The sequence below is a fragment of the Pseudomonas sp. IzPS59 genome, from assembly GCF_014863505.1.
Classification (GTDB): domain Bacteria; phylum Pseudomonadota; class Gammaproteobacteria; order Pseudomonadales; family Pseudomonadaceae; genus Aquipseudomonas; species Aquipseudomonas kribbensis.
Genome location: NZ_CP062251.1, coordinates 907,284 through 930,273 on the forward strand (window position 1 = coordinate 907,284; position 22,990 = coordinate 930,273).

Annotated in this window: 17 protein-coding genes and 1 other RNA gene; 8 read left to right on the forward strand and 10 right to left on the reverse strand. The window is 57.3% G+C overall.

What is annotated here, in order from left to right; translation table 11 throughout:
• Positions 1 to 24: 24 nt before the first annotated feature.
• Together IF189_RS03920 and IF189_RS28805 are read right to left on the reverse strand one after the other, a co-directional pair.
• Positions 25 to 993, reverse strand: a complete 969-nt coding sequence (locus IF189_RS03920) for a DUF932 domain-containing protein (protein ID WP_192552863.1) — start codon at positions 991 to 993, stop codon at positions 25 to 27.
• Positions 994 to 1,089: 96 nt separating this feature from the next.
• The gene (locus tag IF189_RS28805) at positions 1,090 to 1,362 is read right to left on the reverse strand and encodes a hypothetical protein (protein ID WP_225739969.1); all 273 of its coding nucleotides are present in this window, start codon (positions 1,360 to 1,362) and stop codon (positions 1,090 to 1,092) included.
• Between the two features lie 847 nt (positions 1,363 to 2,209).
• Between IF189_RS28805 and IF189_RS03925 the strand changes: the two genes are divergently transcribed.
• The 7 genes from IF189_RS03925 (at position 2,210) to IF189_RS03955 (ending at position 11,772) form a co-directional block, all read left to right on the forward strand.
• The gene (locus tag IF189_RS03925; RefSeq protein ID WP_192552864.1) at positions 2,210 to 3,232 is read left to right on the forward strand and encodes a helix-turn-helix transcriptional regulator; all 1,023 of its coding nucleotides are present in this window, start codon (positions 2,210 to 2,212) and stop codon (positions 3,230 to 3,232) included.
• Between the two features lie 96 nt (positions 3,233 to 3,328).
• The gene (locus IF189_RS03930; protein WP_225739943.1) at positions 3,329 to 4,339 is read left to right on the forward strand and encodes a dynamin family protein; all 1,011 of its coding nucleotides are present in this window, start codon (positions 3,329 to 3,331) and stop codon (positions 4,337 to 4,339) included.
• Positions 4,336 to 6,591 carry a dynamin family protein gene (locus IF189_RS03935; RefSeq protein ID WP_192552865.1) on the forward strand — a complete coding sequence of 752 codons (2,256 nt, stop codon included), beginning with the start codon at positions 4,336 to 4,338 and terminating at the stop codon, positions 6,589 to 6,591. Before IF189_RS03930 ends, IF189_RS03935 begins: the two co-directional genes overlap by 4 nt.
• A gap of 13 nt (positions 6,592 to 6,604) precedes the next feature.
• Positions 6,605 to 7,495, forward strand: a complete 891-nt coding sequence (locus IF189_RS03940) for a hypothetical protein (RefSeq protein ID WP_122500324.1) — start codon at positions 6,605 to 6,607, stop codon at positions 7,493 to 7,495.
• On the forward strand, positions 7,476 to 10,769 hold the full coding sequence (locus IF189_RS03945) for an ATP-binding protein (RefSeq protein WP_225739944.1): 3,294 nt from the start codon (positions 7,476 to 7,478) through the stop codon (positions 10,767 to 10,769). Before IF189_RS03940 ends, IF189_RS03945 begins: the two co-directional genes overlap by 20 nt.
• The gene (locus IF189_RS03950; RefSeq protein ID WP_057406260.1) at positions 10,766 to 11,353 is read left to right on the forward strand and encodes an HNH/ENDO VII family nuclease; all 588 of its coding nucleotides are present in this window, start codon (positions 10,766 to 10,768) and stop codon (positions 11,351 to 11,353) included. The genes IF189_RS03945 and IF189_RS03950 overlap by 4 nt, the downstream gene beginning before the upstream one ends.
• Before the next feature lie 11 nt (positions 11,354 to 11,364).
• Complete coding sequence (locus IF189_RS03955) at positions 11,365 to 11,772, forward strand: SMI1/KNR4 family protein (protein WP_192552866.1); 408 nt, start codon at positions 11,365 to 11,367, stop codon at positions 11,770 to 11,772.
• 208 nt (positions 11,773 to 11,980) lie between these two features.
• On the opposite strand, the gene IF189_RS03960 is transcribed toward IF189_RS03955, so the two are convergent.
• The 8 genes from IF189_RS03960 to IF189_RS03995 form a co-directional block, all read right to left on the reverse strand.
• Positions 11,981 to 13,237, reverse strand: a complete 1,257-nt coding sequence (locus IF189_RS03960; protein ID WP_143979014.1) for an integrase domain-containing protein — start codon at positions 13,235 to 13,237, stop codon at positions 11,981 to 11,983.
• 183 nt (positions 13,238 to 13,420) lie between these two features.
• Positions 13,421 to 13,810, reverse strand: a transfer-messenger RNA (tmRNA) gene (gene ssrA, locus IF189_RS03965).
• Positions 13,811 to 13,905: 95 nt separating this feature from the next.
• Positions 13,906 to 14,184 (reverse strand): hypothetical protein, encoded by a 279-nt coding sequence (locus tag IF189_RS03970; protein WP_192552867.1) that lies wholly within the window; start codon positions 14,182 to 14,184, stop codon positions 13,906 to 13,908.
• A 130-nt stretch (positions 14,185 to 14,314) separates the two neighbouring features.
• The gene (locus tag IF189_RS03975) at positions 14,315 to 17,137 is read right to left on the reverse strand and encodes an FAD-binding and (Fe-S)-binding domain-containing protein (RefSeq protein ID WP_192552868.1); all 2,823 of its coding nucleotides are present in this window, start codon (positions 17,135 to 17,137) and stop codon (positions 14,315 to 14,317) included.
• Entirely contained in the window at positions 17,134 to 17,805 is a 672-nt protein-coding gene (locus IF189_RS03980; RefSeq protein WP_192552869.1) for a LutC/YkgG family protein, read from the reverse strand. Before IF189_RS03980 ends, IF189_RS03975 begins: the two co-directional genes overlap by 4 nt.
• Positions 17,805 to 19,259 carry a LutB/LldF family L-lactate oxidation iron-sulfur protein gene (locus tag IF189_RS03985; RefSeq protein ID WP_192552870.1) on the reverse strand — a complete coding sequence of 485 codons (1,455 nt, stop codon included), beginning with the start codon at positions 19,257 to 19,259 and terminating at the stop codon, positions 17,805 to 17,807. Before IF189_RS03985 ends, IF189_RS03980 begins: the two co-directional genes overlap by 1 nt.
• Complete coding sequence (locus IF189_RS03990) at positions 19,256 to 20,080, reverse strand: (Fe-S)-binding protein (RefSeq protein ID WP_192552871.1); 825 nt, start codon at positions 20,078 to 20,080, stop codon at positions 19,256 to 19,258. Before IF189_RS03990 ends, IF189_RS03985 begins: the two co-directional genes overlap by 4 nt.
• Positions 20,081 to 20,241: 161 nt before the next feature.
• Positions 20,242 to 21,936, reverse strand: coding sequence for a lactate permease LctP family transporter (locus IF189_RS03995; RefSeq protein ID WP_085729534.1), 1,695 nt, complete (start codon positions 21,934 to 21,936; stop codon positions 20,242 to 20,244).
• 261 nt (positions 21,937 to 22,197) lie between these two features.
• On the opposite strand from IF189_RS03995, the gene IF189_RS04000 reads away from it, so the two are divergent.
• Positions 22,198 to 22,965, forward strand: coding sequence for an FCD domain-containing protein (locus IF189_RS04000; RefSeq protein WP_192552872.1), 768 nt, complete (start codon positions 22,198 to 22,200; stop codon positions 22,963 to 22,965).
• Positions 22,966 to 22,990: the final 25 nt, after the last annotated feature.

A 22,990-nucleotide genomic window follows, 5' to 3' on the forward strand; every position in this document is an offset into this window, starting at 1 on the left:
TTATGGAGTGGAGAAGGTAAGCGGTTAGGTCACCAGTTGCAGAGCGGTGTCCAGGGCGCGTTGCTTGATCTGCGCACCTTGGCCGAACCAGGCCGAGTCCATGCGGTATTCGTTGCTGCGGGCGCGGCGCTCGTGATCGACAAACTCGGTCACTGCATTGAGCAGGCCCCATGCAGTGCCACGTGCCGAGTCGAGCTGACTGCCCCGACCACGACCCTCGTACAGTTCCTGAACCTTGCGCAGAGCGCGTTCGTTGGGCAGTACCTCCGGCAGTGCGCCGGTTGGACTCGTCTCACACAACACGGACATGAAGAACCCCAACGCCTCATGCCACTGCACCTTACGCTCAGACAAGGCCCGCATGCGGTACATAAACTCATCCCACTGCGAGACGGCGATGCCGAGCTGCTTCTTCACTGCTTTCGGATCGAAGCGGGTGTTGTGCGGCACCTTGATCGCGCGGCTGTTGCCGTCTAGGGCGATGGTCAGGGTGTTGTTGCACACCACTCGCACGGTGGTTGGTGTTGCTGTGGTGGCCAGGGTGCCGTCGCAGGATGTAGCCAGTAGCAAGTAGCCGTTGACCTGATCGTTACCCTTGAGCGCTGCGCCTTGCCCGGTACGCGCCAGCGCCCAGAATTTTCGACCACCCTTGAGCACGCCGGCGGTTTCCAGCTCATAGCCGGAAACCTCGGTAAGGTCACGATAAAACTCCAACACTTCCCGAGGCTGCACGGTGTGATAGCGCTGGGAGACCACCGACAGCGGTGCCTTGGTGTCCGAACGGAAGAGTACCTTCTGCTCGGAGAAGGAATGGATCGCGCCCAGGTGGCCGACGGTCTCTGATTTGAAAAGTACGGGGCTTTCCTGGATCGCCCAGTCCATGCCGGCTTCGCGTTGCCAGACTTCGATGGGTTGTTTCTGGGTGAGTTGATTACCTAGGCCATGCCACGGTGCAGCGCCAGCGTAGGCCATAGTTTCGACGAGATGGGCCATGGTTGAGATTCCTTTGGGTGCAGGCCGGCATAAAGCGCCGCGCCCAGCGCAGCACCGTCCGGACGATATGGATAGAAAAGGTGTGGTCCTGCCAGATCAGGCCGGAAGGTTAAAGCGGTGACCGCAGAGCAAGCAGAGGTTGTGGGCTAGGACGTGGCGATCAAGCGACTCACCCAGTTGGGCGCCGAGAGCGCAGCCGCCGACACCGCCGGCCAGTCCGCCGAGGATGGCACCTGACACTGAGCCGAGAGTTATGCCGACGGGCCCGGCAATAGCGCCGATTAGCGCACCAGCCTGACCACCTGCTAGAGCTGCGCTGACGCCACGCGCGGCACCACCTACTGTGCCGATGGCCGCGCCGACTTTCATAGCGTGATGGAAAGAAGCAACTTTTGGGGAGTGACAGCGAGGACACTGCAATGACATGGGATGAACCCTCCTGGTAGTGGTGTCATTGCTGTTATGTAGAGTTGAGATTTTTTTGAATCGAATCAATACGCCTTTGGGCGCGTGTTTTGGTCGCTATGGCAGCGAACGCATCCAGCCGCCTGTATTGGACCGCAATTATGATGAGTTGTGTCTGCTAAGCGAGGCGACACACATTGTCGTACCTACCAGTCAAGCTAGCGCCATTCGACAGCCGTAGGACATCGCTATGCCAATTTCCCCGCGCCCGTTCACCCTTGTCTGTGCTCACTGTTCTTGGAGAAAAACGGTTCTGCCTCACAACGATTTGGCATCGCTCGGCCCAGCTGCGTTCATCCTTTGTCCTGAGTGTCATACCCCTTCGTTGGAGGGGCTGGAGGCCAATCGACATGAGATCCTCAGAACCCGCCTGGAACAATTCCTAAGCCTCAACGATTGACGTTCAAAGTCGCGACACCTTTTGTCGCTCTGCCCCGGTAAATGGTCAAAAAGACCTAGGAGGTTACGATTATGAAAAACCTGTTTGCCGTCATAGGACTTTGTGTGGTGCTAAAGAAAAGCTATGAACTGTATCGCGAGTACAGCGAACTGAAGCGCGAAAGGAACGCGCGCCAGTCTTCTCCCTCCTGAATTAAGGGTAGAACCTCAAGTTCCGCACACCACTGCCGAAAGGCTTATGCCTTATGTCGATTACAATTGATGGCAAAACGCTACTTTAATCAGTAGCATCGACGCCAAATTGACGGCAGCCTCCTGGCTATCAGTTGACCCGCAGAACAAGGTAGTCATCATGTCCCAAGCGAAGGATACGCTGCTCAGGCTATTCGCATTACTGCGCCTGATCCCCACAGAACCGCAGCGAATTGCAGCTCCGACCCTGCTTGAAAAGCTTCGCGATAGAGGGTTTTCCGTAACACTTCGCTCGGTTCAGCGTGATTTGAACCGGTTGTCGACGCCTTTTTCGTTGCAATGCGACGAGAGCGAGATCCCGTTTCGTTGGAGCTTCACGCGGGATGCGCCGCTCAGATTGGAGGATATGGATGCCTCCACCGCACTGGCCTTGTATCTGTCGGAGAGCCATCTGACTACTTTGTTGCCGCAGACTGTTCTGGACCAGCTCGGTCCACAATTTCGACGCGCACGTAACTTCCTGGGTGATCTGGGCCACAACGGATTGGCCGATTGGGCGCGACGAGTTCGGGCGATTCCCAATGGGAAAACCTTGCTGCCTGCTGCGATCGATCCCGACGTCTGGGGGCAAGTGTCTACCGTTTTGCTGGAGCGCCGGCAACTGCTAGTGACTTATCAGAGTCGGAGCAAGGGCGAACTCAAACAGTTTCGCCTTCATCCGGCAGGCCTGGTATCGCGGCATGCCATCAGCTACTTGCTGGCTTCCGTAGATGGCTACGGCGACCTGCGCCAGTTTGCCCTGCACCGTATTCAGCATGTTCGTGTACTCGATGAGCCGTCCGTTTTGCATGCGGCCTTTGATGTGGACGATTACATCGCGACCGGCATATTCAGCCATCGTCAAACCGGCATAGAGGTAGAGCTGATCGCGGATGTTCATCCGCAGATTGCTTTCCTGCTTGGAGAGACTCCGCTGAGTCATGAGCAGACCTTGAGCGATATCCCCTCGCATACCTGGAAGCGTTTACGCGCCCAGGTGCCGCTGGATCGTGAAACGCTGTGGTGGATCTTTGGCCTGAACGACAACATCCGCGTGCATGGGCCACAGGCGTGGGTCGATGAGATAGGGGCCAGGTTGCACGGTATGCAAAACCTCTACACATCAGTTGACCACGCGACATGAACTGTCGCATGGCCATGGAAGACTGCGGCCGTTTGATTGCCAATGGATTAACGCTTGTCAGGTGCTCAAGGCGCCGGGCGAAAGGGACAGAAACTGATGACGCGCTCCACCGTTACGCCCCTCAAATCCCGAAAAGTCGGAAGCTCGGTGTCTGCTGGCAACGCCACCTTCGATGTATTGGTGTTGGCCACAATGAGCGCAGGCAAAACGTCGTTTATCAACGCATTGATTGGCCAGGAACTGCTGCATACCGCCAATGAGGCCACCACTGCCTGTGTGACCCGTATAGAGCATCGTCAGGGCGCGCGGCGATTCAGTGGTGCCTGCTATTGCTACAACGACACCGAATTGGCCTCCCAGCCTTCGCCGTCAGTAGCGCTGCTGCAGGACTGGAACGCCAATGTCGAGGTCAAGCGCATCAGCCTGGCGGGAACCTTCAACGTGGTGCCGCGCCCGGCACCCGGTTTGGTGCTTCACGACACGCCAGGGCCAAATAACAGCCAGGATGAAAACCATGCCCGGTTGACGCTGGAGGCAATCCGCAACGTGTCGTTTAAGGCGCTTTGCTACGTGCTCAACGCTAGTCAACTGGGGACTCGTGACGATCGGTTGCTACTCGAACAGTTGCGCGAAGAACTCGCCGCCAAGCCTGCTCAGCCTATCTATTTCATCCTCAACAAAGTGGATTTGCTCGATCCGGAGAAGGGCGAAAGCATTGAGGGCTATGTGCACAACGCTCAGCGTTATTTGCGCGATATCGGTTTTGAACAGCCGATCATCATTCCGACAATGGCCAGTGCAGCGCTGTACGCGCGCAAGGCCCTGAGTGCCGAAACACTCACGCGTGCGCAGCGCTCTAAGTTGCGCCAAGTGCTCGATGACCTGGATGTCAACAAGTGCGCATTGCTCAATGCCACAGTCGCACCAGACCTGATCAAGCGTCGCGTCGGCAAGGCGCTCTATAACCTCGAACGCAAACTGCAGGCCAAGGAATCCGATACCCGAGCCTACGATAAAAACCGATTGCAGCAACTGGTCACCATCAGTGGGCTTAAAACCGTTGAAGCCCTTATCCATCATCAGCGCCGATTAGATGAGCAACCATGAATACTATTGAAATTATCCATAACCCTTTCATCGTCGAGACTCAGTTCCTGATCAGTGGCCAACCGCCGGCCGAAGGCTGCAAGCTGTCGAGCTATAAAGAATCGCGGCTGCAAGTGTGGATTGAGAAGCTGTTTGATGAGTTGAGCCAGTTGTTCAATGGTGACAATAACTTTGAGGTCACTTTCAGAGGCGTCGAGTCGGATTATCTGGACGTGGTTGACGCCGCAAAAGTGGCGATGGGCAAAGGCATGCAGGTCACCCTACAGTTTATCGAAGCGGACCCGGCCGAAGAGCGCCTGACCCGTATTCGTGAGCTGATGGAGGAGGCCAAGCTCCATCCTGAATTTGAGCATTTCATTCGCGAGAATGCCGATGTCAGCCAGTCCTTTGAAGAAGCGTTCAATAAGGATTTTGACGTGTATGTGGTGGCGACTATGTCCTCGGGCAAGTCGACGCTAATCAACGCCATGCTTGGCCAGGACCTGTTACCGGCGGCCAACGAAGCCACTACCGCAACCATTGCGCGGATCACCGACAACGCATTAATGGGTCAACGCTTCGCAGCCCAGCGCGTGACGAATGATCACCGCGTTGCGGAAAACAGCGACAACGTAAGCCTGGAAGTGCTCCAGGCATGGAACAACCTGCCCGATACGATGCGCATCGATATCGAAGGCAAAATTCACGCGATTCAAGACCGTGACAGCGTACGCCTGGTATTGACCGACACGCCGGGCCCGAACAACAGCCAGGATGCAAAGCATCAGCTCAAAACGATGAGTTTCATTCAGGACTCTCAGCGCAACCCGCTGATTCTGTATGTGCTCAATGCCAGCCAATTGGGCACCAACGACGACAAAAACCTATTGGGGCTGGTCGCCGAAACCATGCGCAAGGGCGGAAAGCAGAGCAAGGATCGGTTCATTTTTGTCATCAACAAGATGGATGTGTTCGACCCTGAGAAAGGCGAGGACCTGCCATCCGTGCTGGCCCGCGTCAAAAACTACCTGGTTGAAAACGGTATTTTCAATCCGCTGATCTACCCGGTATCGGCCAACCTGACGCGGCTGCTGCGCAAGCCTCAGCACTTGCATTCACGCAAGGAACGCGGTGAGTTGAACTCCATGATGGACATGTTTGGCGAAGAGCCGAGCATGAACCTGCTGCAATACATGCCGATTACCGAGCGGGTCAAACGTAGCCTGCAAGAAAAGAAACTTCCCGAGATCGTGCTGAGCAGCGGATTGCCGGCGGTGGAGGCGATGATTGACGAGTACATCGACAAGTACAATTTTCCACATCGGGTCAAGCGCGCCTATGACGCGATGATCAAGGCCATTGCAGTCGGACTTAACGAAACCCAACTGATCGAGCAACTGGATCAGGACGAAAAGACGCTGGCTCATATCAATGAAGAGATCCTGGCGCTGGAGCTTCGGCAGGAGCAGGGGTTCGATACGCAGGCCTACAAGGACAAAATAGCGCGTGAAGGCAAGGTGTTGCCACGGGCCACCGAAGATGAACTCGCGACCTTGGAAAATGCTTCGGGTAAGTATCTCCGGTCGGTCAGTGAGCGGTTTATCGGGGAGGTTGAGCCGCGGATCGCTGAAATGCGGGTCAAGGAGGTTGAAGAGGAACTCCAGTTCCAGTACCGGAAACTCATCAATGCCTACGAGGCCGTATTTATCTCGAGCCAACAAGTCATCCGTGATGATCTCCAGGCGGAGTATCAGCGTTATATCGTGGATCTGTTCAAGGACTGCCAGCATTTGAAGTTGCCGATTTTGGACAGCCTTCAAAAAGCCGCGGGTGATATCTCCTTCAATCTCACCATCAAGAGTGATGAGGTGCAAACCAAGCGGGTTGTGATTGACCGTTACGAAGTCAGCGACAGCAGTTGGTACAACCCTTTTTCATGGGGCTCTACCCGTACGGTTTACAAATATGGCGAAGAGAAGTCGGTTGACCTGTCCAAGCTCTGGAATCCCCGCAGCACCCGTATAAATACTGAGTTTGCTCGACTGGTCGTGGCCGCTCGCACAGAAATCGACAATGGCAAGACCGTCCTGATTGATCAGTTCATGGCCTTCATGGGGCGTGAGTTCGAAACCAAGTTCAATGAATTGATCGACTCGCTCAAAGAAAAAATGACCGATCGCGACGTTCGTAAACAAGCCCTTGAAGAGGCTCGTGAGTTGCAAGCGTGGATCAACCAATTCAAAGAAAAACTCGACGAAACCCTAGCGGTTTGACCTCGGAGCTTCTATGACGACTAACACCGCAATGATTGGAAAAGTCCGTGAGCAGTTCTTGGCGGCGCTCGATGACACACAGGTCGGCACTGAACTGTTGCAACAGATGGTGGATGCAGCGCGACAGCGCCCAGGAGTGATGGACGCTCACGAGGTGGATCGCATCACTCGCGCTATCGATGTGGATCCGGTGAGTTGGAACCCGGACTATTTCAGCCGGCAAAAGTTTTTCGCCGCCCGCAATTTCTCCGCGGAGCGGCTGGAGCATTTAATTCAGGTTCGCGATGTGTTTCGTCAAAGAAACGAAAAGGGGTTCACACCCACAGATTCCGTTTCACCAGCGAGAAAAACACCGATGAACAATGCCTCCCTTGACTACCAGCCTTCCAGCAACCTCAAGCAGTTTGTCGACGAAGGCGACTTGCTGACGATCCGAACGGCGTTGCATCTGGAACTCAATGATCGTCGTCTGGATGGCGCCGATTTGCATGCTGCACTTGTGTGGATCAAAGGCAAAGTCCCCGGAATTTTCGAGACCTATGCAGAGGGGGCTTTTGCGCGCGAACCTGTTGCAGATCAGAAACAATGGACCGAGGATTACTACGACCTCCAGGTAACATACCTGAAAACTAACTTTTCAGAACAGCGATTTGTGCATTTGATCGAAGTTCGCGATCTGTTGCGCAATAGTGCTGTCGAGGGCTTTGCTTCGACTAAGGCGGCAGCGCCAAAACAAACTACCGGTGCATATTCCGCTCCTGCGGTGGCTCAAGCATCACCTCGCAGCTCCCGCCAGGCTATTCCCGACACCGCACCGGATCGCAACCCCGCCTTCAGGACCGCACTGCTAATTGGCGGTGCGATTGCCGCGGTGGTCGTGTTCCTTGTGGCATTGGTTCGGTGAGCGTATGACAACTTCTATACTGACCCGAACCGCACTGCAGGACATACGTGAAAACGCTGGCCTGACCCTTGAGGCAGGGCGCGCACTGATCAATCGCAGTTACCTGTCGGAACTGGAACGTTATCCGGTCCATGCCTTCGCGGAGAAGGGGCTGCGGTTCAATGCGGCCAGTGATGCGCGGATTTTCCGCGTCGAGCGCATCGTCCAAGACAACAAACAATCCGTGCTTGAAAGCACGACGGCCGCTTACACCGCACTGGGTGCTGCGGGTTACTCGGTTTTCTTGATATTGCGTTCTAACGGTATTGAAACCGACCTATATATCGGTACCCGGGGGGAGCCCGGCAAAACTCTCGGGCACAGTTCCGGCGAGTTGCTGCGGGAGACTTTCAAGGGACACTTCTCGGGCAGCTCATTAGTGCCGCTGCAGCAACAAGAGGCTGACGTCTTGCTGGGGGCGGTCCAGGCCGAAAAGGCTAACCCTTCGGCGAGTATCACGGCGGTCACAGGTGTTCCTGCGTTGTCGACGGAGAACCGCGAGCACTTCATGCAAGGGCTCGAGCGCTTTATCGATGCGGCTGAGCGCCGTGTGTATCATGCGATAATCCTTGCGGAGCCGGTTTCGTCACAAAACCTTGACCTAATTCGTGCCGGTTATGAGCAAGTGGCCACACACCTTTCGCCCTTGCTCAAGCAACAATTATCGTTCGGCGAGCAGGACAGCGATTCCGTTGGGCTGAGCATCAGCCAGGGCTTAAGTGACTCCCTTGGGCACAGCCTTGGGCTGACCGAGACCAAGGGTACTTCGACAACGCTGGGTACATCTACCACTGACACCACCGGTACCAGCGAATCGTTTAGTGCGCAGACCCTGACCTCGAAAACGGTCGCTATCGGTGCCAATGTGCTCGGTATGGTGGGTGGTGCGACATTGGGGCCATTCGGCGCGATGCTCGGTAGTCAGATCGGCTCGGCCGCTGCAGCGCTGCTCAACGAACAACGCACCACCGGCATCAGTCAGTCGACGTCCACAGGTCGCAATGAAAGCCACGGCACGTCCTTCAGTGAGGCCGCGTCGAAGACCACCTCGACCACACACACCACCAGCACCACCGACACTCATTCGTTGAACAAAACCCTGGGCTCTAATCGGCAGATTTCGATTGAGACCGTGGACAAGACCATCGAGCAGTTGCTCAGCAAAATCGATCACCACCTCGAGCGTATCGACGAAGCCAAGACATACGGCGGCTGGAACTCGGCGGCGTATTTCATCGGTGACAGCACTGCGTCGTCCGAATCGTTGGCGAGTATCTTTCTTGGGCTGGTACGCGGCAGCAAGTCCAGCCATGAAGACTTCGCCCTGACCACCTGGAAATCTGCCAACAAGTCCGCTGTGCTGGACTGGCTCACCGCGTTCAGCCATCCGCAATTGAAGCCGGGGTTTTCGAAAAAGATCCCGATCAGTTACCTCACGCCCGCCACGCTGGTGTCTGGTAAGGAGATGGCGATCCAATTGAGCCTGCCCCGACGCTCCACCTCCACGGTGGCCGTGCTGGAAACCCAGGCGTTCGGGCGCAAGGTGCAGCGCCTGGATGGTCACAGCAGTGAGCCAGGCAAGGGCAAGACACTGACCTTGGGCAACATCCGCCACTTGTGGGAAAACCTGCCGCAAAAGATCGAGTTGAGCCTCGATCAATTGGCCAGCCATGTGTTTGTCAGTGGTTCGACCGGTGCCGGTAAAAGCAACACGCTGTATGAAATGCTCAGCCAAATTAGCGCCGCCGGCGTGCCATTCCTGGTGATTGAGCCGGCCAAGGGCGAGTACAAACACGTCTTTGGTCATCGCGATGACGTCAATGTATTCGGCACGCATCCGGCCCACTTTGAATTGTTGCGCATCAACCCGTTCCGCTTCCCGTTGGCCATTCATGTGCTGGAGCACGTTGATCGGCTGGTGGAAATCTTCAACGTCTGCTGGCCGATGTATGCCGCAATGCCTGCCGTACTCAAAGAGGCAATCCTGCAGGCGTATCAGCAATGTGGTTGGGACTTGGACGCGTCGACCAACCGTTACAGCGATGCATTGTTTCCGACGTTCAGTGACCTGCTCAGTACCCTGCAAAGCGTGATCGAGGCCTCCGCGTACTCCCAGGAGCTCAAAGGTAACTACATCGGTTCGCTGTCTACGCGGATCAAATCCCTGACCAATGGCTTGAATGGGCAGATTTTTACCGCTAACGAAATCGACAGCGCAGTGCTGTTTGATCAGAGCGCAATCGTGGACCTGAGCCGCGTCGGCTCGTCCGAGACCAAGGCCCTGATCATGGGGATCCTGGTGATGCGCCTGAGTGAGCACCGAATGGCCTGTGGTGGCATGAACCAGCCGCTGCGCCACGTCACAGTCCTTGAGGAAGCGCACAACATCCTCAAGCGCAGCCCGTCCGAAGGCGGTGCTGAAGGGGCAAATGTGGTCGGCAAGTCAGTGGAGATGCTGACCAATGCCATCGCCGAAATGCGCACCTATGGTGAAGGTTTCATCATTGCCGACCAGTCGCCCCATGCGGTGGATATCGCCGCGATTCGCAACACCAACACCAAAATAATCATGCGCCTGCCGGATGAAATGGACCGTCGTTTAATCGGCAAATCGGTGGCGTTGCGTGATGACCAGCTTGAAGAAATCGCCAAGTTACCCAAAGGCGTCGCCATCGTTTATCAAAATGACTGGCTGGAGCCGGTGCTGTGTCAGGTGAAGAAATTCGCCGGGTCTGAAACCCCTTATGTGTATACCGCCAATGACAAGCGCGCCGTGCGTAGCCAGGATTTCAACCTGCAGGTACTCAACCTGCTGCTGAGCAACCGTATCCGCACGCCAGTCGCCTTGGATTTAGCGTTGCTGGAAAATGGCTTGTGTGAATTGCCGTTGCTGGCTCGCAGCAAAATTGCGCTGTTCGAGGCGCTCAGTGCCCACAAAGAAGAGAAGCCGTCGGCGCTGTGCAAGCCCGAGGCATTTGCCTACGCCGCACAATTGGTGGTCGATGTGCTCGGTTGCCGGCAGCAGGTTCAGCAGATCATTCAAACGGCGACCGATTACGGGCAACTCAGCAATCAACTGGACCAGCTGCTCCACGAGCGAGCGACAGCCTTGAGCACTGAGCTGGCCCTGGCGACCCAGCAATGCTTGATGAAGGATTACAGCCTCCAGCACGAGAGCCATATCGATATTTATTCTGCATGGCGTGCGCGCCTCGAAACAGGGAGCGTTCTGTGAACTTTGAAAATTTCTTTGCTGGAAAAACCGAGGTTCCGTCCAACCTGGCGTTACTGGCGCGCGAAATGCCGGACCGCTGCCTGATCGTTGTCGAGCTTGATCGACCTATCGTGCTCACCCAGGAAACCCGCCTGGAGCTACCGCAAATGTCGCCGGAAACCCGTGAGCGGCTTGAACTGCTGGGCGTTCCAAAAGAGGTTCTGGATGCTATCGGTAGTGAAGCCGAAGCGAAAATCTATGAAGGCGCGAATCTTGAACCGGCCGAGGTCAATGGCAAGGATGCACTGATTCGTACCGACATCGATTACGATCAAAAAGATTATATGGGTACCACCAACCTGGACCGGATGAAGTCGGGAAGGGCTCCACTGGATGCCAACGGAAAGCCGATCGAGTTACATCACATCGGCCAGAAACAGGACTCGCCATTGGCAGAATTGACCAGCGCTGAGCACCGTGGCAACGGAAACGATAACGTGCTGCACAACAAACAGAAGGAGTCCGAGATCAATCGCGAGGACTTCGATAAAGAGCGAAAAGACTACTGGAAGGCGCGAGCCGAACAGATTGAGAATCAGCGCTGAGGGCGAATCTTATGAAAAAACTTGAACAACTCGTTGATCTCCATCAGGCCAACACCCGGCCAGTAGATACCGCCAGCATCCAGAATCTTGAGGAGAAACTGGGATTCGCACTGTCTGACGAATACAAGCGCTACCTGTCGGCTTTTGGAGTCATTGTCTTTGACGCCTACGAAACTTATGGCCTAGGCGTGCCTGACGACTATTACCTGAATGTCTTTGCCGCATTCTCGGACCTGGGCCGTGACCCGACCTACCCGAAAAATACTGTGCCACTGCTGGAGATTGGTGATGGTCAATACTACCTGTACGACAACCAGGCACGAAACCTTCTAGTTTGGGCTACACCGAATGGCGGCATTGTGCGTGTCTTGGAAGACGGGCTGGAAGCCTTTTTGATCAAGCATGTCTTCGCAGGCTAGTTGAACGCAGTTTGCAGACATAGACGTTACTCTTTTTCGTACGGCTATGTGCTGCAAGTTCTATTCGATGAACAGTGTCTTTAGATGGCTGTATCGCTTGAGTCGGCTGCTTGGCACCCTGAGAGGTGGGGGAGCAAGCTCGATGCACAATCCAGGCAGACGACGGTCATGGTCTGGTGATTACTTATCACCTGTTGGAGCTACTTCGTTAGCGTATTGAGACGACCTTCGTGTCTCGGTTGCTCTGGATGGCCGAGATCGAAAGATTGCCGGTAGCTGCTTCTTGGATGTGTTCGCTCCACCACTTCATCATTGGACGCCTGCGCTCGATGTAGTCCGCTCGGTTATAGGCGCTGCGGACCTCGTCTTTATCGACGTGTGCAAGCGCTACCTCAATCAACTCAGGATCCCAGCCGTGTTCGTTGAGAGTAGTGCTGGCCATTGATCGCATGCCATGGCTCACCAACCGACCTTCGAAGCCCATGCGCTTTAGCGCCATGTTGGCGGTCTGGCTGTTGCAATGGGTCCGAGGGTCCCGGTCTGCAGGAAATACATACTCTCGGTGTCCGCTGTAGGGTTTGATTGCCTCCAGCAGTCCCAATGCTTGATCTGTGAGCGGCACGATATGTACGCGGCGTTTCTTCATGCGCTCAGCAGGAATCGTCCAGATCTTCTTCTCGAAGTCGATGTCGACCCAGCGCGTGGTTGCAGCCTCCGCTGGGCGAGTCATGGTATTGAGCTGCCATTCAATCAGACAGCGCGTAGTTCTTTTTATGCTGGCATTAGCAATTGCCACCATGAGCTCTTTCAGCTCATCTGGAGCAAGTGCCGCCATGTTTTTCTTTTTCGGCTTCTTGAAGACGGAGCGAATCCCGCTGAGTGGGTTCGCGTGTATCAGTCCTGAGTTGACCCCGTAAGTCATGATCTCATTGAGTCGCTGTGACAGCCGTTTAACGGTTTCAAGGCTACCTTTGGTTTCGAGTGGTCGAAGAAGGTTGATGACTTGTGGTGCGCTGATTGCTGAAATCTGTGTGGTGGCCAAGTCTGGAAAAACGTGCAGCGTCAACGAACGCCAGATGTCCTCGGCATAAGCTGGTGTCACCGCATCCTTCTTCAGTTCATACCAGGACGTCGCGACATTCTGGAATGTGTGCTCGGTTTCAGCTTGCTTTGCTTGCAGCACTGCATCCCGTTGTTCTTTGGGGTCGAGGCCTTGGGCAAGTATTTCCCGAGCTGCAATGGAGCCTTTTCGTGCCAGCGCTAGCGAGACTTCAGGGAAGGTACCGAGGCCCATGTTGATTCGCTTCTTCGTCACGGGGTGTCGATAGTTGAAGTTCCATAGCTTTGAGCCATTACTTCTCACTCGCATTTGAAGTCCGCCGCCGTCGAACAGGACGTAGTCCTTTTCAGCAGGCTTGGCAGATTTGATTTTGAGTTCAGAGAGGCGAACCGCTTGTGCGCACATTGGCATTCCAGGGTGGGGTTGGCATTCCAAAAATTAGCACTGTTGGGCTTGGAATGCCAATTGGAATGCCATAAAGGGTAGCTGCTCTTGGACGTTCGTGGACGCTGATGGCGCTGAAACCCGCGTATTCACTGGATTGCAGGCACAAAAAAAGACGTCCGTGGACGTCTTTAGATGTTGAAGTGGTGGAGCCGGGGGGATTTGAACCCCCGTCCGCCAGTACTCCGCTGTCGGTACTACATGCGTAGCCGTGTCTATTAAGTTAACCCTCAGCGACCCGACGGGCAGGGTGCTTTGGGCGAGTTGTGTAAGTTTTAGCCGCTTCGTCCACAACGTACTGCACGGCGATTCTGTTCTATATGACAATCATTTCGGGTTTACAGACATCCCCTGATGATTGCTGGGCCCGAAGGCACCAGGAGTGCATGTCAGCTGCAATTAAGCAGCGAGAGCAGCACCGTATTGGTCGTCATTGGCAACTATAAGAAGTTGCAACAGTGGATTTACGACTTCTGTTACCAAGTCGGCATGCACCTAGAGTTTCGCAACCGGCGTCGAATCCTAAACGGCCCCGAACTCATTGCCCGGTACATCTGTTCGAGCAACAAGCACGCGCAGTGTACGCCAAACGGCCCGCCAGGCCAACCCGAAGGTTGGCCTGGCCTGGATCAATTGTTGGTGCCGCTGGATTTGCGCAGTTCCAGAATGGTTTGCGAGGTTTCCGCGACGCAGTCATCGATCTTGCCCTGGGCCTTGAGCGCTTGAGCCTTTTGCACGCTGGTTTCAGCACGCTGGCTCAGTTCGGGCGACGATGACAGCTGCCCCTTGGCATTGTTGATGGTCTGGATGTTGGCATCGCACAGGTCGGCAGGCTTGTCTGCAGCAAAGGACGTGGAAGCCATCATCGAGGCAGTAACGAACAGACCTAACAGTACAGAACGTTTCATATGAATCTCCTTGAACTGAGGGATCCCGACTTCGCTGGCCGTCAGGACGGGCAACCGAATGGAGGAAAAGCCCCGATTGTTCGGGGCCTGTTCTGTGGACTGCGGTCGTTCGCAGGGGTTCTATTTTTCTTCAGGTGGCGGTTTCACGGGGTTTGGCCCGGGTTACTCGATCCACCAGATAGACCAGTCCGTGGTAGTCGATTCCGCCGTGTTGCGTCAGACCGATCTCACAGGTGCGGCTGGTGGAAATCCCTTCACTGCAATGCTGCACCGCATCCTTGAGGGTGCGCAGCGAGTGGCCGTTGAGTTCCGGCGTGGTGAAGCCCTTGTCGCCGGCAAAGCCGCAGCAATGAATGCCTTCCGGGATGACCACGTTCTTGCTGCACTTGCGCGCCAGATCGATCAACGCCTGGCTTTCCCCCAGGTGCTGAGTGCTGCACGTCACATGAACGGCAATCGGTGCTTCCTGCGGAGTGAAATCCAGACGATCCATCAGATGCGTACGGATAAAACGCACAGGGTCATACAGATCCAGGCGAACATTTCCCACATCCTGCACCAGTCGCAAGGTGCAGGGGCTGGTGTCGCAATAGATCGGATCGAGCCCGCCACGGCTGGCGTGCAACAAGGCGCCGATCAGTTCCTGACGCTTGTGCTCGGCCTGTTCGGCGTAGCCTTTGGAGGCGAACGGCTGGCCGCAGCAGAGGTTGTCCAGATTGTCCGGGAACACCACCTGATAACCGGCCTTTTCCAGCAGGGCACGGGTTTTGTCGTACAGCGACATTTGTTCCTTGTCACTCGCCGCCGGTCCCATCACCCGCGATACGCAGGCTGCCAGATACACCACGCGCGGGCGTTCGTCCGAGACGGTCGGACTGAGGCGAATGGCTTTTTCCGGCTGCGGCATGGCGTTGGTCCACTGCGGCACCTGGCCTTTGGACAGGCGCGTCAGTGTTGCCGACAGCTTCGCCAGACGCGGCGCTCCCAGCAGCATCCGCGCACCATTGGCCACGTGCAGGGTGAAGCGCGCCCCTTGCAGGGTGGTGGCGAAATTTCCTTCGATCCAGTTGGCAGCTTTCGTATGCGTGGCGTTGCGGGCGCGGAGCTTTTTCACCAGCTCACCGGTGTTGATGCCTACAGGACAACGTTGCGCACACAAACCGGTCGCGGCGCAGGTGTCGATGCCTTGGTACTCGTAGGCTTTTTCCAGTTCGGTGGTGTCGATCCCGGCGCGTTTTCGCGCCTGAATGTCGCGCCAGATCACGATGCGCTGGCGTGGGCTCAGGGTCAGGCCTTTCGATGGGCAAACCGGCTCGCAGAAACCGCACTCGATGCACTTGTCCACAATCTCGTCGGCCGCCGGCAGCGGCTTCAGGTGCTTGAGGTGGATCTGCGGATCTTCGCTGAGCACCACGTCCGGATTGAGAATGCCTTGAGGGTCGAGCAGTCGCTTAAGCTGCCACATCAATTGATAGGCATCACTGCCCCATTCCAGCTCGACGAAGGGTGCCATGTTGCGTCCGGTGCCGTGTTCCGCCTTCAGCGAACCACCGAACTCCACGGCCACCAGTTGCGCCACGTCGTCCATGAACGCCTGATAGCGAGCGACTTCTTCCGGGCTGTTGAAGCCTTGGGTGAAGACGAAGTGCAGATTGCCTTCCAGCGCATGTCCGAAAAGGATCGCTTCGTCGTAGGCGTGTTTATCGAACAGCTCGATCAGACGGTTCACACCGATTGCCAGTTGTTCTACCGGGAAGGTGACGTCTTCGATGATCACCGTGGTGCCGGTCTTGCGTACGGCGCCGACGGCGGGGAAGGTGTCCTTGCGGATCGCCCAGAGGCGGGCGTTCTCGAGCGGGTCTTCGGTGAAATCGACCTGTTTTTCCACCGGGAAATCGCTGAGCGACGCCATGATCTGCGCCAGTTGTTCCTGCAGCAATGTGGAAGAGGCGGCGCGGGATTCGATCAACAGCGCGCAGGCGTTGTTCGACAGGTGCTGTACGAAATCCGGCATACCGGCTTTGTCCTGCACCGAGCGCAGACTGCGGCGGTCGAGCAGTTCCACGGCGGACACCGGTTGGCTTTTCAGTACGGTGACGGCGTTGCAGCAGGTTTCCACGTCGGGGAACACGATCAGCGCCGAGGCCTTGTTCGGGTGGTCGATCACTGTGTCGTACGTTATCGCGCTGATGAAGCCGAGTGTGCCTTCGGAGCCGACCAGCAAGTGACTCAAGATATCCACAGGCTCATCGAAATCCACCAGGGCATTGAGCGACAGGCCGGTGGTATTTTTCAGACGGTATTTGTGGCGGATTCGTGCGGCCAGTTCGGCATTGGCGCGGGTCTCGCGGCCCAGTGTCGCCAAGCGTTCCAGCAATTCACCGTGGCTCGTTCGAAACGCTGCGACACTGGCAGCGTCCTCGGTGTCGAGTCGGGTTCCGTCGGCCAAAACCAGACGAATCCCGGCCAGCGTGTGATAGGTATTTTGTGCAGTGCCGCAGCACATGCCGCTGGCGTTGTTGGCGACGATGCCGCCGATCTTGCAGGCGTTGATCGACGCCGGATCCGGACCGATCTTGCGCCCGAATGGCGCGAGCCACGCGTTGGCCTGGGCGCCGATCACGCCCGGTTGCAGGCGGATTTGCGTGCCCTGGCCTCGGATCTCACGGGCATTCCAGTTATCCCCAAGCACAATCAGCACCGAATCGCTGATCGCCTGGCCGGACAGGCTGGTGCCGGCGGCGCGGAAGGTCACCGGCACCTGATCGCGCTGGGCCAGTTTCAGCAGCGCCACCACTTCATCTTCGGATTCGACGCGGATCACCAGTTGCGGAATCAGCCGGTAGAAACTGGCATCGGTGCCGAAGGCCAGTGTCGACAAAGGATCATCGAAACGGCGTTCGGCCGGAATCAGTTGTTGCGTGTCGCGCAGGAAAGTCGCCGGTAAGGTCATTGGTCCTCCAGGATCAACACCACCAGGTCTTTCGGGCCGTGGGCGCCGTAGGCCAGCACTTGTTCGATGTCGGCGGTTTTCGACGGGCCGGACACCAGCAACGCGTTGGTCGGCATGCCTTGGGCCCACTCGAATTCCTGCTGCACCTGATAGAAGTTGTCGCGGATCTGACTGGCCTTGAGCAGGGCGAAATGCACCGGCGGCACCAGGCTCATCAGCCGTGGTTCTTCACGGGTCGGCCAGAGAATCAGGCTGCCGGTGGCGGCAATGGCACCGAGTGTGCCGGTGAGGCTGGCCGGGGTGTGGTTGAACAGCTCGGCTTTCCAGTCTTCCATCGGCCGGGCGTAGGATTTCAGCGTCGGCAGATCAGGATTATTCGCCCAGTGTTGTGTGATGCGCTGCCCGTGAGGTGTAGTCGGTGCGATCAGCAGGCTCGGCAACTGACGGTCGCGCAGCAATTGCGCCAGCAGCGCCGGCCACGTATCAGCGGACGTCAGATGGATTTCGGTGTGCACCGCTTCCATCAGTTTGCGCAGTTGCGGGATCCGTTGTTCGGCGCTGTAGGTGTAAGGCTGCGTCACCAGATCGACATCGAAGTTGTCGGCAATCGGTGTGGTGCCGGTCAGACTTTTACGCAACTTGCCGAGGATGTTTTGCTTGGCGCTCATCAACGGTCTCCTTGTTTGGCCAGATGCTCGCGAGCCATGTCATGCAGTGAGCGGGCGGCGGGTTTTGGAGCGCTGTGGTTTTGCGTCCACGGGCCGACGTTGTTTGGCGCCAGGGCGCGCAGACGCGTGGCGAAAAACGCAAACAGTCGATACAAAGTCGGCGAGCTGTTGAGTTTCGCCCAGGCGTTCCAGATAAAGCGTTCCTTGCGCGAATACTTGCTGCCCTGACCGCGCATCACTTGATGAGGACTGTCGGGAGCTTTGACGTTCTCTTCGCGTAGGCGGCGCAGCAGTGCGGGGATAGGAATTTTTACCGGACACACTTCACCGCAGGCGCCGCACAATGAAGAGGCGCTCGGGTGATCCGGGACTTTCGCCAGGCCGACCATGTGCGGAGTGATGATTTTGCCGATCGGGCCGGGATAAACCTCGCCGTAGGTATGGCCACCGACACGGGTGTAGACCGGGCAATGATTCATGCAGGCGCCGCAGCGGATGCAGTTCAGGGTCTGGCGCAGTTCGCTGTCGGCAAACGCCTGGCTGCGACCGTTGTCGAGCAATACCAGATGCACTTCCTGCGGGCCGTCGAGTTCGTGTTCCTTGCGCGGGCCGGAGATCATGTTGACGTAGGTGGTGATCGGAATGCCCAGCGCCGAGCGGGTCAGCAATGACAGCAGCGGCACCACGTCGCGCAGGTTTTCCACAACCTTTTCGATGCCGGTGACGGCGATGTGCACCGGCGGGACCGTGGTGGTCATGCGCCCGTTGCCTTCGTTTTCCACCAGCAGCAGGGTGCCGGTTTCGGCCACGGCGAAGTTGACACCGGAAACGCCGATGTCCGCTTCGAAGAATTTCTGCCGCAGGACCCTGCGACCGATCTGAATGAGTTGGTCAACGTCCTTGGTGTATTCCACGCCAAGTTTGTCGTGGAACAAGGACGCGACCTGACCGGCATTCTTGTGGATTGCCGGCATGATTATGTGAGAAGGCTTCTCGTGGTCGAGCTGGACGATGTACTCCCCCATGTCGGACTCCAGACATTCAATGTCCCGAGCCTCGAGGAAATGGTTCATCTCCATCTCTTCGCTGACCATCGATTTGCCCTTGATCACTTGCCGCGCCTCGTGAGCGCGGATGATCGAAAGGACGATGCCATTGGCCTCGTCCACCGTTTCCGCCCAGTGCACTTTCACACCGTTGCGGGTCAGGTTCTGTTCCAGTTGCTCGAGCAGGTCGGGCAACTTGGAGAGCGCGCGGGCACGGATCGCATTGCCCAGTTCACGCAGGTGTTCTCTTTCGTGGGCATCGCTGAAAGCCGCTGCCCGCTTGGTCATCAGTGAATCCATCGCGGTGCGGAAGTTGTTCCGCAACTGCTTGTCGCCCAGGGCGTTGTGCGCCCGGGTGCGGAAATCTTCTTCTACGGCAACCGTAGGAATAATCGTGGAGGTGCTCATCGCGCACCTCCGGTTCGTTGCCAGAGGAAGCTCGCCAGGTGTTGCCCGCGCAGCGCTTCCTGCTGTTTTTCCAGCGAGCCGTTGATGTTCATCAAGCAGCCGCAATCGGCACTGAGTACCTGATGCGCGCCGGATTCCTTCAACGCCCGGGTCTTGTCAGCCACCATCGCGCCGGAAATGTCTGGCATACGGACGCTGAATGTTCCACCGAAGCCACAGCATTCGCTTTCGTGATCGTGGTTGACCCGTTCCACGTTGCTCAACTGCGCCAACAACTCGCGGCCGTGCAGGTGGGTGTTCATTTCCCGCCGCGCCGAACACGAAGTGTGCAGCGCCACTTTGACCGGCTTACCGCTGTCCTTGAGCTGCACCTTGCAGACGAACAGCAGGAACTCGGCCAGTTCATAGGTGCGGGCCGCGAGGGCCTGAACCTGTTTCAGCGTTTCCGGCTCGTCCTTGAACAAGTCGGCGTAATGCTCGCGCAGCATTCCCGCGCACGAACCCGACGGCACCACCACCGGGTAGTCCCCGGCAAACAGCGCCAGTTGCGAGCGCGCCACCGTCCGCGCCTGCTCGGTGTAACCCGAGGTGTAGGCCGGTTGTCCGCAGCAACTCTGCCCTTGCGGGTAGTCGACCCGAATGCCTTCGCGCTCCAGCAAGTGGATCGCGTCCATCCCGGCTTCCGGGTAGAACAGGTCGACCACGCAGGTGCCGAACAGGTAGACCCGCGACGGTTTCTCGCTCGGGTATTGCCGGGGCTCGGGCAGTGGCGGTGCGACGCGAGTGGCGTTGGGCACTGCGTTGTAAAAAAGCTCGCTCATCAGGCGTGTCTCCGGGTGGGCCCGGTTATCCGTCTGTGAGGCTGCCGAATATAGAGCGTGTTGCTTTCAGCAGCCTTACAGACCGGGTCGTGAATTGCTGACGCCGGAATCACGAACCGGCGTCGGTTATTTCCATGCTTCTTGTAGTCTTCTTGTCGTTATCAGTGCACCAGCATGCCGGTGAACCAGTAGGCCTGAGCCAGAGTGATCAGGCCGACAATCGTTGCAAAGAATAGGCTGTGCTTGAGGGTGAAGCGGAACAGATCGGATTCCTTGCCCACCAGCCCGGTCGCGGCGCAGGCCACGGCAATCGACTGCGGCGAAATCATTTTGCCGGTCACGCCGCCGCTGGTATTGGCCGCCACCAGCAAGGTGTCGTTGACCCCGATCTGGTGCGCGGTGGTCGCTTGCAGCGAACTGAACAACGCGTTGGACGAGGTATCGGAACCGGTGAGGAACACGCCCAGCCAACCGAGGAACGGCGAGAAGAACGGGAACGCGGCGCCGGTCGCTGCCAGCACCAAAGCCATGGTCGAGGACATGCCGGAATAGTTGGTGACGAAGGCGAACGCCAGCACCATGCCGATCGACAGAATGGGCCAGCGCAGTTCGTAGAAGGTCTCTTTCAAAGTGGTCAGACCAGTTTTGAAGTTGATCTTCAAGATGACCATCGAGATCAGCGCGGAGAAGAAAATCGCTGTGCCGGTGGCGGAGATCGGGTCGAGTTTGAACACGGCCGGAATGGCTGTCGGCGTCGCGACGATCGGTGCAGTCTTGATCACCAGTTGATCCAGGTGCGGGATCGCGAAGTTGAACACCCAGGCGTACATCGAGCCACCAGCGGCGAACATGGCCTTGAACGGTTTGAGGGTCCAGATGGTGACCAGTACGGTGAGGATCAGGAACGGCGACCAGGCCTTGAAGATTTCCCCGAGGCTGTAGGGGGATTCGATGGTGGTACGTTTCTGGCCGAAACCGCCGACGCTGGCAGTGACCGCCACGTTCGAGGTTGCACCGGCGATCTGTGCGCCCGCAGTGCGTTTTGGCTGCCAGACTTTCAGGAATAGGGTCAGCGCGATCAGGCTGGCCAGGGCCGAGGTGATGTCCGGCAGTTCCGGGCCAATGAAGTTCGACGTGAAGTATTGGGTCACGGCGAAGCTCAGGCCGGCAACCAGCGCGGCTGGCCAGGTTTCACGCACGCCGCGCAGGCCGTCCATCATGAACACCAGCCAGAACGGCACGAACAGCGACAGCAGCGGCAGTTGGCGGCCGGTCATGGCGCCAATCTTGAACGCGTCGATACCGGTGACTTGCCCGGCGACGATGATCGGAATCCCCAAGGCACCGAACGCGACCGGCGCGGTGTTGGCAATCAGGCACAGGCCGGCGGCATACAGCGGGTTGAAGCCCAGTCCAACGAGCAGAGCGGCGGTAATCGCCACTGGCGCGCCGAAACCGGCCGCACCTTCGAGGAAGGCACCGAAGCAGAAACCGATCAGCAGCACCTGCAAGCGCTGGTCATCGGTGATCGACAGCACCGAACTGCGGATGACTTCGAACTGACCGCTCTTGACCGTCAGTTTGTACAGGAACACCGCCGCGACAATGATCCAGGCAATCGGCCACAGACCATAGGCGAAACCGTAACCAGCGGCGGCGAACGCCATGTCCACCGGCATCTGGAACGCAAAAATCGCCACAAGAATCGCCAGGGCCAGCGTGATGCTGCCGGCGACATGACCTTTGAGGCGGAACACCGCCAGGGCGAGGAAGAAGAAAACGATGGGGATGACGGCCGCGAGTGCGGACACGCCGAGACTGCCGAGCGGGCTGTAGAGCTGTTGCCAGGTTTGCATATGGGGTGGCCCCTAATTGTTGTTGGTCAGGCACTGTCAGCGTTTTTGGTTAATTGGTAAGACCAATTTACAATCGCTGTTGGCTAGGGTAAAAGCCTTGATGTCGGTGTGTCAATTTGCCGCCCTGAAACTTTCGTCGAATCACCGGTGCAGACTCGATCTGATCCGGTCCGGGGCGTTTCATCTGGCAGGTGTCGGCAAGGCGCCGATAGGCCAGAATAGAGAGCCCGGCGAGTGGTCGGGCTCGTGGAGAATTGAGTGATGGGGTTTGATCAGATACGTCAGCGCCGTTTGTCTGACGATATTGTCGAGCGGCTCGAGGGGATGATCCTCGAGGGCACGCTGAAGTCTGGCGAGCGCCTGCCGGCCGAGCGCGCATTGGCGGAGCAGTTCGGCGTGTCCCGGCCTTCGTTGCGCGAGGCGATCCAGAAACTGGCGGCCAAGGGGCTGCTGGTCAGCAAGCAGGGCGGCGGCAATTACGTGGTGGAAAGCCTGGGCTCGACCTTCAGCGATCCCTTGCTGCAATTGCTGGAAAGCAATCCTGAAGCCCAGCGCGATCTGCTGGAATTTCGCCACACGCTGGAGGCGTCGTGCGCTTATTACGCGGCATTGCGTGCCACCGATGTGGATCGCGAGCGACTGACCGCCGCGTTCGAAGAGCTACAGGACTGCTATTCGCGCCATGACGAGGTCAGTCGGGCGGAAGAGGGCGCGGCGGACGCGAAATTCCACCTGGCCATCGCTGAAGCCAGTCATAACGCGGTGTTGCTGCACACCATTCGCGGGCTGTTCGACCTGCTCAAGCGCAATGTGGTGACCAATATCGGCGGCATGTACAAGCAGCGCACGGAAACCCGCGACATGCTGATCACTCAGCACCGGGAACTGTACCAGGCGATTATCGAAGGACATGCGGAGCAGGCGCGAGAGGTTTCCAGCCGACACATTCTGTATGTGCAGGAAGTGCTGGAGGAGGTACGCCAGGAAGTTCAGCGCATGGCTCGGGCCGAGCGGCGCAAAGGGATGTAAGCATGACCGTTCCCGTGCCGGGCGC